This window comes from Ramlibacter monticola, assembly GCF_016722785.1.
Lineage (GTDB): Bacteria > Pseudomonadota > Gammaproteobacteria > Burkholderiales > Burkholderiaceae_C > Ramlibacter > Ramlibacter monticola.
The window spans coordinates 62634-75234 of sequence record NZ_JAEQNE010000003.1; the positions used below are offsets into that span (position 1 = coordinate 62634).

11 protein-coding genes are annotated in these 12601 nt (G+C 69.8%); 3 read left to right on the plus strand and 8 right to left on the minus strand.

The window, feature by feature from the left end; translation table 11 throughout:
* Window positions 1-3: 3 nt before the first annotated feature.
* The 4 genes from JJ685_RS13720 to JJ685_RS13735 all read right to left on the minus strand — a co-directional run bounded on the left by JJ685_RS13720 (window position 4) and on the right by JJ685_RS13735 (window position 4550).
* Window positions 4-1692 (minus strand): ABC1 kinase family protein, encoded by a 1689-nt coding sequence (locus JJ685_RS13720; protein WP_201674833.1) that lies wholly within the window; start codon window positions 1690-1692, stop codon window positions 4-6.
* An 8-nt stretch (window positions 1693-1700) separates the two neighbouring features.
* The gene (locus tag JJ685_RS13725; RefSeq protein WP_201674834.1) at window positions 1701-2348 is read right to left on the minus strand and encodes a DUF6781 family protein; all 648 of its coding nucleotides are present in this window, start codon (window positions 2346-2348) and stop codon (window positions 1701-1703) included.
* A gap of 73 nt (window positions 2349-2421) precedes the next feature.
* Window positions 2422-3846, minus strand: a complete 1425-nt coding sequence (locus tag JJ685_RS13730; protein ID WP_201674835.1) for an FAD-binding oxidoreductase — start codon at window positions 3844-3846, stop codon at window positions 2422-2424.
* 68 nt (window positions 3847-3914) lie between these two features.
* Window positions 3915-4550, minus strand: coding sequence for an EF-hand domain-containing protein (locus JJ685_RS13735; RefSeq protein ID WP_201674836.1), 636 nt, complete (start codon window positions 4548-4550; stop codon window positions 3915-3917).
* 126 nt (window positions 4551-4676) lie between these two features.
* Between JJ685_RS13735 and JJ685_RS13740 the strand changes: the two genes are divergently transcribed.
* Complete coding sequence (locus JJ685_RS13740; RefSeq protein ID WP_201674837.1) at window positions 4677-5243, plus strand: cob(I)yrinic acid a,c-diamide adenosyltransferase; 567 nt, start codon at window positions 4677-4679, stop codon at window positions 5241-5243.
* Window positions 5244-5287: 44 nt separating this feature from the next.
* Here the strand turns inward: JJ685_RS13740 and JJ685_RS13745 are convergent, their stop codons facing one another.
* The 3 genes from JJ685_RS13745 to JJ685_RS13755 form a co-directional block, all read right to left on the minus strand.
* Entirely contained in the window at window positions 5288-6643 is a 1356-nt protein-coding gene (locus JJ685_RS13745) for a solute carrier family 23 protein (protein ID WP_201674838.1), read from the minus strand.
* An 81-nt stretch (window positions 6644-6724) separates the two neighbouring features.
* Window positions 6725-7618, minus strand: coding sequence for an alpha/beta hydrolase (locus tag JJ685_RS13750; RefSeq protein ID WP_201674839.1), 894 nt, complete (start codon window positions 7616-7618; stop codon window positions 6725-6727).
* A 202-nt stretch (window positions 7619-7820) separates the two neighbouring features.
* Entirely contained in the window at window positions 7821-8423 is a 603-nt protein-coding gene (locus tag JJ685_RS13755; RefSeq protein ID WP_201674840.1) for a TetR/AcrR family transcriptional regulator, read from the minus strand.
* 125 nt (window positions 8424-8548) lie between these two features.
* On the opposite strand from JJ685_RS13755, the gene JJ685_RS13760 reads away from it, so the two are divergent.
* Together JJ685_RS13760 and JJ685_RS13765 are read left to right on the plus strand one after the other, a co-directional pair.
* Complete coding sequence (locus JJ685_RS13760) at window positions 8549-10552, plus strand: acetoacetate--CoA ligase (protein WP_201674841.1); 2004 nt, start codon at window positions 8549-8551, stop codon at window positions 10550-10552.
* Window positions 10553-10565: 13 nt separating this feature from the next.
* Window positions 10566-11669: an aromatic ring-hydroxylating dioxygenase subunit alpha gene (locus JJ685_RS13765; protein WP_201674842.1), complete on the plus strand. Its 1104-nt coding sequence runs from the start codon at window positions 10566-10568 to the stop codon at window positions 11667-11669.
* A gap of 15 nt (window positions 11670-11684) precedes the next feature.
* Here the strand turns inward: JJ685_RS13765 and JJ685_RS13770 are convergent, their stop codons facing one another.
* On the minus strand, window positions 11685-12584 hold the full coding sequence (locus tag JJ685_RS13770) for a DMT family transporter (RefSeq protein ID WP_201674843.1): 900 nt from the start codon (window positions 12582-12584) through the stop codon (window positions 11685-11687).
* Window positions 12585-12601 lie beyond the last annotated feature (17 nt).

Here is a 12601-nt window from a genome sequence, read left to right on the forward strand (position 1 = left end):
GGCTCAGTGCCGGCTCGAGCGCCAGATCGAGACGATGATCCAGACGCTGTTGACGAACGCCATCAGGAAGCCGAGCCCTCCCAGCACCGTGAAGATCGGAATCCCGAACAGTTGCGGACCGGAGGTGACCGTCATCACGATCGAAGAACCGATCACGACCGAGGCGGTCATGATGCCGAGCGTGATGCGGTCGATGGTCCTGTCGAGCCTGCGGCCGAAGTTGTCGAGCCGCTTCAGGTCGAGATCGATGCGCAGGCCGTTGCGGCGCGCATCCTTCACCAGCCGCGTCAAGCCGCGCGGCATGGAGGCGAGCATGGCGACGAGGTGGGCCAGGCCCGCGCTCCCGCGGCGCCCTACCTCGGCCGGCGAGTAGCGTTCCGCGAGCGCTCGGTCCACGAAGGGCTTGAGCCGGTCCACCAGCCGGAACTCCGGGTCGTACTTGCGCGCCGATCCTTCGAGGGTGATCAGCGCCTTGAACATCAGCGTCAGGTCGGTCGGCAGCACGATGCCGTGGTCGCGCACGATCCCGGTGACGCGCCCGAGCAGGGCACCGACCCGGATCTCCTTCAGCGGCAGGTCGGCGAAATCGGTCACGAGTTCGTCGACATCGGCGGCGAGCCGCTCCTCGTCGACCGGATCCCCGCCGGCCCAGTCGAGCAGCACCTCGAGAATGGGCTCGTGGTCGCGGCGCGCGATGCCGGACACCACGTCGATGACCTGGTTCCGGCGGGTGGTCGACAGCCGGCCCGTCATCCCCAGGTCGATGATGGCGAGCCGGTTGCCGGGCAGGTAGATCACGTTGCCCGGGTGCGGGTCGGCCTGGAAGAAGCCGTCCACCAGGATCATCTTGAGCACGGCTTCGGCGCCCCGGTGCGCCAGCAGCTTCGGATCGAGCCCCGCACGCGCGAGGGCCGCGTGGTCCTCGCCGCCGAAGCCGTCGATGTGCTCCTGCACGTTCATCGCGCTGCTGGTCCACTCCATGAAGACCTGCGGGATCAGGACGTGGGGCTCGTCGCGGAAGTTGCGCGCGAAACGCTCGATGTTGCGACCCTCGTTCGCGAGATCGAGTTCGCGCATCAGGGAGCGGCGAAACTCCTCCACCACGCGGGTCGGGTGGTAGCGGCGCGCCTCGGGCATTTCGTTCTCGATCACCCGCGCCAGGTGCCCGAGCAGGCGCATGTCGGCCTCGATCGTGGCCTGGATGCCGGGACGGCGGACCTTCAGCACGACCCCGCGGCCGTCGTGCAGCCGGGCCCGGTGCACCTGCGCGATCGATGCGGACCCGATGGGTTCGCGCTGGAGGTCGACGAAGACCTCGGAGGCCGGCTGGCCGAGCGCGTCTTCGACGACCGCGAGGAGCGCTTCGAAGGGCACCGGCGCCACGTCGGTGTGCAGGCGCGTCAGTTCTTCCGTCCACTCGGGCGGCAGCAGGTCCTCCCGCGTGGACAGCATCTGCCCGAGCTTGATGAAGCTGGGGCCGAGTTCCTCGAAGGCCTGTCGCAGGCGCTTCTGCGGCGCGAGCCGGGTGCTCTGGGCGGCCTCACCCGGGCGCAACATGGCGCCTGCGCGCTCCAGGAAGGAGCCGATTCCGAGCCGGCGCAGGAGATCGCCGAGGCCGTGCCGCATGAGCACGACCGTGATCTCGTGCAGGCGCGGCAGGTCCCGCACCACGCCCGCGGCCGCCTTGCGCACGGGCCGGCCTATTTCGCTTTCCGGGAGTCCGCCTGCTGGCGCAGCGCGTCCGCGACGCCGGCCAGTAGCCCGCTGGTGAACAGCGACACGTTCGCGCCGTATTCGCGCACCTTCTCGAAGCCGGGGGCCGTGCGCGTGTGGTACGACTCGTTCATCCGGTTGGCGAACTCGCTCATCATCTGCGCGATGCGGACGCTCGCGTCGGCGCCGACCCGCTGCGCGTGCAGTGCCAGCTCGCCGAGTTCGCGCCGGATGTTCCCGGAGCTGGCATCGGCGACGTGGTTGGCGGCGGCGACGAAGTCGGCCTGCAGGCGCTGCAGCGCTGCGAAGGCGTTCTTCACGTCGTTGTCGGAGAAGTCGCTGCTGCGGGCGACGAGCTCCGTCAGCGCCTCGTGCGCTGCTTGCGACGAGGCCTGCAGCGCCAGGTCGAGGCCGCGCAAGGTCTCGGCGAAGGCCGCGCGCGCCTGTACGCTGTCCAGCGGCGGCTTGCCGGCGCCGCCGCTCATTGCGCGCACGACTTCCTTGAGGCCTTCGGTATCGAGCTTCCCGCCCGCGAGCAGTTGGGCGGTCAGCTCCCGCACCCGTTCGCGGATCGCCTGCTCGTCGGCCGGCGTCGGGGAATCTGCATTCCCCAGCGGCGCTGTCGGATCGGTCATCGCACGACTCCCGTGTGTGAAGCGGGGCAGGATACGCCGATTCGCTGCTGCTGGACAGCCCGCGGGGGCCCTCCTAGACCGAAAAGATCTTCCCCGGATTCATGATGTTCTTCGGATCGAGCGCGCGCTTGATGGTGCGCATGGCCTCCACCGCGCCGCCGCCGGCCTCCTCGACCAGGAAGCCCATCTTGTGCAGGCCCACGCCGTGCTCGCCGGTGCAGGTGCCGCCCAGGCGCAGCGCGCGGGCGACCAGTTTCTGGTTCAGATCCTCCGCCACCACGCGCTCCTGCGGCTGGTTCGGGTCGAGCAGGTAGCCGAAATGGAAGTTGCCGTCGCCCACGTGGCCGACCAGGAAGTAGGGGATGCCGCTCGCATCGGCTTCCGCCACAGAGTCCAGCAGGCAGTCCGCCAGGCGCGAGATCGGCACGCAGGTATCGGTGGAGATCGCGCGGCAGCCCGGACGCGACTGGATCGCGGCGAAGTAGGCGTTGTGCCGCGCCGTCCAGAGGCGCGTGCGCTCCTCCGGCGTGGTCGCCCACTCGAACGAGTTGCCGCCGTGCTCGGAGGCGATCCCCTGCACCGCCTCGGCCTGCTCCTGCACGCCGGCGGGCGATCCGTGGAACTCCATCAGCAGCAGGGGCTCCTCGCGCAGGTTCAACTTCGCGTAGGTGTTGACCATGCGCACGGTGTTCACGTCGATCAGCTCCACGCGGGCGATCGGCACGCCGAGCTGGATGGTCTGGATCACCGTGCGCACCGCCGCCTCGATGCTGGGGAAGGAGCAGATCGCGGCGGAGATGGCTTCGGGAACGGGATAGATCCGCAGCGTGACTTCCGTGATCACGCCCAGCGTGCCCTCGCTGCCGACGAACAGGCGCGTGAGATCGTAGCCGGCCGAGGACTTGCGAGCCCGGGTGCCGGTTCGGATGATCTCGCCGGAGGCGGTCACCACCTCCAGTGCCAGCACGTTCTCGCGCATGGTCCCGTACCGGACGGCGTTGGTACCGGAGGCACGGGTGGCCGCCATGCCGCCGATGGAGGCGTCCGCGCCCGGGTCGATCGGGAAGAACAGGCCGGTCCCGCGAATCTCCTCGTTGAGCTGCTTGCGCGTGACGCCCGGCTGCACGGTGACGAGGAGGTCCTCGGGATTCACCGCCAGCACCTTGTTCATGCGCGCCACGTCGATGCTGATGCCGCCCTGCACGGCCAGCAGGTGCCCCTCGAGGGAGGAGCCGACGCCGAAGGGGATCACCGGCGTATCGTGCTGGCTGGCCAGGCGCACCGCGTCGGTCACGTCCTGCGTGCTCTCCGCGAACACCACCGCCGCCGGCGGCGGCACCTCGAAGGAGGATTCGTCGCGGCCGTGCTGTTCGCGCACGGCCAGCGCGGTGGAGCATCGCTCGCCGAAGCGCTGTTTCAGCGCCGCGATCAGGGCGGGCGGGACTTCGCGCTGCTGGACCTCGGGGACCAGGTGCGTCAGGGCGGCGGGTGCGTTCATGTGGGTACTCCGGAAGGCAGCCCGCAGTGTAGTCGGCCACCCCCGGGGACGCGCCCGCAGGGAATCCCTCAGCGCAGCGAGTCTTCGTACTCGAAGCGGGAGACCACGCCGTCGTAGTTGCGGTCCATCTCCTCGAAGCTCATGGTGGCGATGCTCAGCCGCATGAACTCGGCGCGGGTGAGGTCGCCGTCGTGGTTGGCATCGGCGAAGAACCAGGAGCGCGCCTGGTCGGTGGCGCTGAAGCCGCCGGCGCCGCCGACTGCCTGGCCCGGTCCGCGCACGGTGGCGCCCGCGCCGGCGCCGAGCACGTTGGTGGCGACGGCCTGGGTCGTCGGCGTCGTCACGCCCGGCGTCACGATGGTGGTGCCGGGCAGCGGGGTGGTGGGGAGAAGTTCCGCGGGCGGCAGCTCGGTCGGGATCAGCGTCGTGCTGGCGATGCTGCTGCCGGTGGCGGGGATGGGGGTGGTGCTGGCGGCCACGGGATCCGTGGAAACCGCGGCGCCGCTGCCGGAGGAGATGCCGGCGGGGAAGCGGGACATCAGGCCGGTCGGGTTGGGCGCCGTCTGCGCGACGCGCGCCGCCGCCGAGGGCTTCGGATTGGGGACCGCCTGCACCTTGGCGGGGGCGCGCTGCAGCTGGGCCTGGGCGGCAGAGGCAGCGACGCAGGCGAACAGCACGGCGGCGAGGCGGGAGAAGGCGGGCATGGCGGCTCCTGTGGCTTTGGCCTCCATGCTCGCGCCGGCGCGGCCAACGGCCCAGCCGCGCAGGCCGGCAGTCCCTGTAGGACCGGTTTGGCGCATCGCGCACAATGGCCGCACACAGGAGAAAGAATGGGAAAACGGCTGACCCAGATCGCGACGCGCACGGGGGACGACGGAACCACCGGCCTCGGGGACAACACGCGCGTGTCCAAGGACCACCTGCGGGTGCACGCCATGGGCGACGTGGACGAACTCAATTCGCACATCGGCCTGCTGCTGTGCGAGCAGCTGCCGGCCGATGCGCGCGAGCTGCTGATCGACGTCCAGCACCAGTTGTTCAATCTCGGCGGCGAGCTGTCGATCCCGGGATTCGAGCTGCTGCAGGCGGACGCGGTGGCCGCGCTCGACGCGGCGCTGGCGCATCACAACGCGCAGTTGCCCAAGCTCGAGGAGTTCATCCTGCCGGCGGGCAACCGTGCCGCGGCGCAGGCGCACGTCTGCCGCACGGTGGCCCGGCGGGCGGAGCGCGCGGTGGTGGCGCTGGGCGCGCAGGGGCCGCTGCGCGAGACGCCGCGGCAGTACCTCAATCGGCTGTCGGATCTGATGTTCGTGCTGGCGCGGGTGTTCAACCGCATGAATGGCGGGGACGACGTGTACTGGAAGAGCGAGCGGCTGAAGCGCGCGGCGGAGGAATAACTCCCCCGCCTTCGAAACTCCCCCGCCTTCGCGGGGGGACGACGTCAGCGGCCGGTGGGCGGCTGCGCGGTACTCGTCTCCACCGTGGGCGCGTCCGCCACCGAGACCCCGGTGGACGTATTGCGATTGAGCAGCGCGTAGATCAGGATCGCGCCGAAAGTCGCGGTCCCGATCCCGCCCAGCGCGAAGCCGCCGAACTTCAGCGTGAAGTCGCCCGTGCCCAGCACCAGCGTGATCGCCGCGACGATCAGGTTCTTGTTCTGCGAGAAGTCGACGCGGTTGTCGACCCAGATCTTGGCGCCGGCCACGGCGATGAGGCCGAACACCACGATGCTCACGCCCCCCATCACCGGCAGCGGGATCGCCTGGATCACGGCGCCGAACTTGGGCGAGAAGCCGAGCACCACGGCGATCAGCGCGGCGAACAGGAACACGGCGGTCGAATAGATCTTGGTGGCGGCCATGACGCCGATGTTCTCGGCATAGGTCGTCACCCCCGTGCCGCCGGCGAAGCCACTCACCACCGTGGCGACGCCGTCGCCGAGGAAGGCGCGGCCCATGTACTGGTCGAGGTTGCGGCCGGTCATGGCGGTCACGGCCTTGATGTGACCCAGGTTCTCGGCCACCAGGATGATGGCCACGGGCGCGATCAGCAGCATCGCGGGACCGCTGAACACGGGCGCGGAGAAGGCCGGCGCGCCGATCCAGGCCGCGTTCGCGATGCCGCTGAAGTCGATCGGCTTGCCCAGGCCCATCCCGTTCGTGAAGATGCCGTAGATCACGCTGGCGATCACCAGGCCCACCAGGATCAGCAGCCGCTGCACCATGCCCTTGGTGAGCACTGCCACCAGGCCGACGCAGACGAAGGTCACGGCCTGCATCCAGCTCTCGAAGTTGTTGGCGGCCATGTTCTTCACCGGGATGCCGGCCAGGTTCAGGCCGATCACGGCGACGACGGCACCCGTCACCACCGGGGGCATGAAGCGTTCGATCCAGTGGGTGCCCACCGTGTGCACGACGGCGCCGATGATGGCGTACACGACGCCGCAGGCGATGATGCCGCCCAGCGCGACGCCGATGTTGCCGTTCGGGCCCTTGCCGGCATAGGCGCTGGCCGCGATCACCACGCCGATGAAGGCGAAGCTGGAACCGAGGTAGCTGGGCACGCGGCCGCCGGTGACCAGGAAGAACAGCAGCGTGCCGACTCCGCTCATGAGGATGGCGATGTTCGGATCGAAGCCCATGAGGATCGGGGCCAGCACCGTGGCCCCGAACATCGCGATCACGTGCTGCACGCCCATCGCCGCGGTCTGCGGCCAGGGCAGGCGTTCGTCGGGGGCGATCACCCCGCCCTGGTGCAGCACGGCTGCGGGCTTCTCCGTCCAGTGGAACAAGGCCATTCGTCGTTCTCCTTCCTTCATGGCAAACCGGTCGATGCTAGGAGCATTGAGCGGGCCGTGCAAGGCGCGGAGGCGCGGGCGTCAAGGTCCTGCAAACCGCACCAGTGCCTCGAGCACGTGGGGGTCGCGTAGCAACTTCCGATGGCCCAGGCCGTCGGTGGCCAGCAGGCGGGCGCCGGGGATCGCGCGGGCGAAGGCCTCGCCGTCGGCGAAGCCGTTGACGCGGTCGCCGCGATCGTGCACGACCAGTGTCGCCGCCGCGACGCGCGGCCCCACGGCCTGCGGCTCGAACTGGCGCATCAGCTTGCCTTCGCGCTGCTCGATGCGTTCCTGCAAGGCGGCACGCGTGCCCTCGTGCAGGCCGAAGACCTGGGCGAAGTAGCGCGTGTAGGCGCGCGGCGAGGCGGGCGGCGCCAGCAGCAGCAGCCGCTCCAGCGGCAGTCCGCCGCTGGCGGCATGCGCGGCCGCGTTGGCGCCGAGCGAGTGGCCGGCCAGCAGGCGCACGGCCTGTCCCTGCGCCTGCAGCCGCTGCGCCACGTACTCGATGGCGCGGGCGAACTGGGGCAGGCTGCTGGTGCTGCCGGCGCTGCGGCCGTGCGCCGGAAGCTCCAGCAGCACGGGCCGCCAGCCCTGCTGCGCGAGGGCTTCCCCCAGCGGCAGCAGCTGGCGCGCGTGCCCGCCCCAGCCGTGCACCAGCAGCGCCACCGGCGCATCAGGTGGCGCATCGGCCGGCGCGTAGAGCGTGAGGCCGGCGCGTTCGAAGGGCCACCGTTCCACGCGCCAGGCGGCGGGCCAGGGTGGACGCTGCAGCCACTTGGGCGGAACGGGCGTCGTGAACAGGCGCACGGCGGCGCGCACTGCGAGCCCCGGCCACAGCTTCTGCGAGGACCGGAGGGCGAGGCGGGACAGGCGGATGCCAAGGCTCTCGCCATAGAAGCCGGCGTTGAGGCCGACGGCGCTGCTGGGGGAATCCATGGGTGCGGCTCCTCGCTCAGTGGAAGACCAGGTCGTCGTTGCTGCGCGGGAGCTGGTGCAGGGTGTCCGCAACGATGCGGCCGGCGCGCCAGCCGCCGAACAGGGCCAGGAGGATCAGCAGGGAAAGCATGGGGAATACCTTTCTCGCACGGTTGTGCGAAATTGGGGTGTACGACTCCGTCGATGGATCCGGCCGGGGACTTCAGCTCTGGTAGGTGTTCAACAGGCGCGCCCAGGTGGCCTGGGCGCGTTCGGCGGCGCGCGGGTCGCGCAGGAAGCGGGCGTCGTGCAGCAGGCCCATGATGAGGGCGCTCAGCTCGGCGACCAGCTGCTCCGGATCGGTGTCCGGCTTCAGGTGGCCGCAGGCCACGGCCTGCGCCACGGTGCGACGCAGGGCGGCGCGCCAGCGCGTGACTTCGTCCAGCAGGTGATCGCGCAGGGGCCCGTCACGGTCGTCCAGTTCGAACGCGCCCGCCGTGAAGATGCAGCCCGTGTGCGCCTCCACGTCGTGCGTGCGCAGGATCCAGCGGCGCACGATGTCGTTCAGCCGCGGCAGGCCCTTGGGCTGCTGCATGGCCGGCACGAACACGTCGGCGATGAAGCGGCGGCCGAATTCCTCGACCACGGCCTTCTGCAGCGCCTCGCGCGAGCCGACGCGGGAGAAGACGCCGCTCTTGGACAGGCCGATGCGGTCCGCCACGGCCTGCAGCGTGAGGGACTCCAGCCCTTCCTCGGCCGCGAGGTCCAGCGCCGCGCCGAGGATGGCGGCGCGGGTCAGTTCGCTCTTGGAGGTCCTGGCGTCCATGGGAGAAAGATTAGCACGATCGTGCGAAATGACAACCCCCTTCGACCGGTGCGGGCAAGACGCCGACCCGGGCTCGTACAAACCCTGAGCCGGACGAGGCCGATTGCGGCGCTAACCTGCATGCCATGTCCGTCCCCTACGTTCCCCAGATCCGCCGCTACCAGGACTGGCTGCGCACCGAGCGCGGCCTCGCCTTCGAGAACTACCAGGCGCTGTGGGAATGGTCGGTGCGGGACCTGGAGGGCTTCTGGCAAAGCATCTGGGACTACCTGGGGCTGGAATCGCCGACGCCGCACGCGGGCGTACTGGTCGAGGAGAAGATGCCCGGCGCGCGCTGGTTCGAGGGCGCCCGGGTGAACTACGCGCGCCAGGTGCTGCGCCACGTCGACGCCGCGCACGCCGCGGGCCTGCCGGCGCTCGTCAGCCGCAACGAGAAGGGACAACAGCGCGAACTCTCCTGGCCGGAGTTGCGCCGCCAGGTCGCCTCGGTGGCCCTGCACCTGAAGGAGCAAGGCTTGCAGCCCGGCGACCGCGTCGCCGCCTACCTGCCCAACATCCCGGAAGCGATGGTGGCCTTCCTGGCGGTGGTCAGCCTGGGCGGCATCTGGAGCATCTGCGCGCCGGACATGGGCACGAACGCGGTGCTCGATCGCTTCAAGCAGATCGATCCCAAGGTGCTCATCGCCTGCGACGGGGTGAGCTACGGCGGGCGCGACCACGACCGCCGGCCCATCATCGCGGAACTGGAGGCGGCGCTGCCGACCGTGAAGCACGTGCTGGTGCTGCGCAACCTCGGCCTCGACAGCGGGCAGCTTCCGCCCCATGCGGACCTCAGCGCCGCGATGCGCCGCCAAGGCCCCGAGGTGGACGCTTTCGAGCCGCTATGGCTGCCCTTCGACCACCCGGTCTGGATCGTCTATTCCAGCGGCACCACCGGGCTGCCGAAGCCGATCGTGCACGGCCACGGCGGCATCCTGCTGGTGATGCTGATGATGTGCGTGCTGCACAACGACATCGGCTGCAGCTACGACGCGAACAGCCGCGGCGAGCGCTACCTCTGGTACAGCTCTACGGGCTGGGTCATGTGGAACGCGCAGATGGCGGGCCTGCTCAATGGCACGACCTGCTGCATCTACGACGGCAATCCCGCGGGCAGCAAGGACAAGCCGGACTGGGGCGTGCTGTGGCGCTTCGCCGCCGACGTGGGCGTCACCTTCTTCGGCGCCGGCGCGGCGTACTTCGCCAACTGCATGAAGGCGGGGCTGGACCTGGCGCAGTGGCCCGGGCTGAAATCGGTGCGCGCGCTGGGCACCACCGGCTCGCCGCTGCCCGAGGACGTGCAGCGCTGGGGCGTCGCGCAGTTCCGCCGCCTCGGCGTGCCGGAAATCTGGTGGTGCAACATCTCCGGCGGCACCGATTTCGCCGGCGCCTTCATCGGCGGCAACCGCGAGCTGCCGCAGGTGCCCGGCGAGATGCAGTGCCGCATGCTCGGTTGCGCGGTGGAGGCGTGGAACGAGCAGGGGCAGCCGGTGATCGGCGAAGTCGGCGAGCTGGTGTGCACGCGGCCGATCCCGTCGATGCCGCTTCATTTCTGGAACGACCCGGGCAACCAGCGCTACCTCTCCAGCTACTTCGACATGTACCCGGGCATCTGGCGCCACGGCGACTGGCTGCGCATCACGCCCGAGGGCGGCTGCGTGATCTACGGCCGCAGCGACGCGACCATCAACCGCCACGGACTGCGCATGGGGACGGCGGAGATCTACAGCGCCGTCGAAGGCATCCCCGAGGTGCTGGACTCGATGGTGGTGGACCTGGAGTACCTGGGCCGCGCGAGCTACATGCCGCTGTTCGTGGTGCTGCGTCCGGGCGTCGTGCTCGACGAGGCGATGAAAGCCCGGATCGCCAACGCGATCCGCACGGCGCTGAGTCCCCGCTTCGTGCCCGACGAGATCGTGCAGGTGGCGGAGATCCCGCGCACGCTGACGGGCAAGAAGCAGGAGCTGCCGATCAAGAAACTGATGCTGGGGCAGCCGATCGAGAAGGTGGTGAACCGGGACGCCATGGCGAACCCGGGCTGCCTGGAGGCTTACGTTGCTTTCGCCCGCTCGCGCGGCGAATCGTCATGAAGGGAGTCCATCCATGTTCCTGAAGAACTGCTGGTACGTCGCCGCCTGGGACCACGAGCTCATCGACGGCAAGCTGCTGGCCCGCACGCTCCTCGAGGAGGCCGTGCTGCTGTACAAGTCCGAGACCGGCCGCGTCGTGGCCTTGCAGGACCGCTGCTGCCACCGCGGCGTGCCGCTGCACCTGGGCCGGCGCGAAGGCGACTGCGTGCGCTGCATGTACCACGGCCTGAAGTTCGATCCCTCGGGCAAGTGCATCCAGATCCCGGGCCAGGAGCTCATCCCGCCCAAGCTGGGGGTGCGAAGCTATCCCGTGGTGGAGAAGGACCACCTGGTCTGGATCTGGATGGGTGACCCGTCGAAGGCGGATCCGGCGGAGATCATCGACTTCCCCTACCTGCGGGAGCCGCGCTGGAAAGGCATCCCCGACTACATGCACTACAAGGCCAACTGGCTGCTGATCGTGGACAACCTGTCGGACTTCGCGCACCTGGCGTTCGTGCACACGAAGACGCTGGGCGGCTCCGAGGAGTACGCGTACAAGACCAAGCCGGTGGCGATCGAGCGCCTGCCGCGGGGCTTTCGCGTGGAGCGCTGGCACATGGACGCGCCGCCGCCGCCCTTCCACGCCAAGGTGCTGCCGGCGGCGGAAAAGGCCCGCAACGTGGACCGTCGCAACATCGGCCACATGCACATCCCCGGCATCTTCTTCCTCGAATCGATGTTCTCGCCGGCCGGCAGCGGCTCGGAACAGGGCAGGCGCGAGGGCACGCGCGAATACCGCAACTGCCAGTTCATGACGCCCGAGACCCGGCGCACCACGCACTTCTTCTGGACCTACCTGAACGACTGGGAAGGCGAGGACCCCAACATCTCGCGTTCGCTGCACCAGAGCCTGATCGAAGGCTTCCTCGAGGACAAGCACCTGATCGAGGCGCAGCAGGTCGTGATCGACACCGATCCCACTTTCGAGCTGCAGGCCATCGCCTCCGATGCGGCGCTGTCGCACTTCCGCATGACCTTCGCGAAGCTGGTGGCGCAGGAGGAGGCGGAGCGCGGGATCGTGCAGGCGGCCGCGGGCAAGCCCGTGAAGCCGCATGAGATCGGCCTCAAGGCCTGAGGCCGGAAGCGCGCCTCACCGCGCCTTCTTCCGGTTCACCAGCACGATCCCGGCCGCCACCGCGACCAGTGCCGTCAGCAACTGCGGCGTCAGCTTCTCGCCGAGCAGCGCCACCCCGAACAGCAGCGCGAACAGCGGCGCCAGGAAGGTGAACGAGGACAGCTGCGTCGCCGGGTAGTGGCGCAGCATCCACATCCACGCGAGATAGCTGGCGAAGGCTCCGATCGCCGTCTGCAGCGCGATGGAGACCCAGGCGTACGCCGAGTAGTGCAGCGACCAGGTCTCGCCCAGGGCCAGGGAGAGCAGCGGCGCCACCGCCGCCGTGACGGCCACCTGGTAGAACAGCGTCTTCTCCGCGCTCGCGGTGGCCAGCTTCGAGCCGCGGATCACGATCGTGGTCAGGCCCCATAGCACCCCGGCCGCCAGCGCCAGCGCGTCGCCGCGTAGCTGGCGCGGAGTGCTGTGCCCCGCGAAGCCTTCGCTGAACGCCACCGCCACCGCGGCGAAGGCGATGCCCAGCCCGATCCACTGCAGCGGCCGCAGCCGCTCGGAGGGCGTCACGCGCGGCAGCAGCAGCGCCACCACGAAGGGCGAGGTGTAGAGGAACACGGTCAGGCGCGACGCCGCCGTGTCGCGCAGCCCCAGGTAGATGCAGGTGAACTCGCTGGCGAACAGCAGGCCCGCCAGCAGGCCGCCGCCCAGGGTGCCGTCGGACGCGAACAGCGGGATGCCGCGCCAGGCGCACCAACCCCACAGCAGCGCGGTGGCGCCGACGAAGCGCAGCGCCGCCTGCCACAGCGGCGGCACCTCGGGCACGGTGGTCTTGATCAGGATCTGCTGCAGGCCCCAGAACAGGCAGCAGGCCAGCAGCAGCGAGACGGCGAGGGCGTCGAGGTGTTCTTTTCGTTCGCGCATCGCGCGATGGTAGCGAT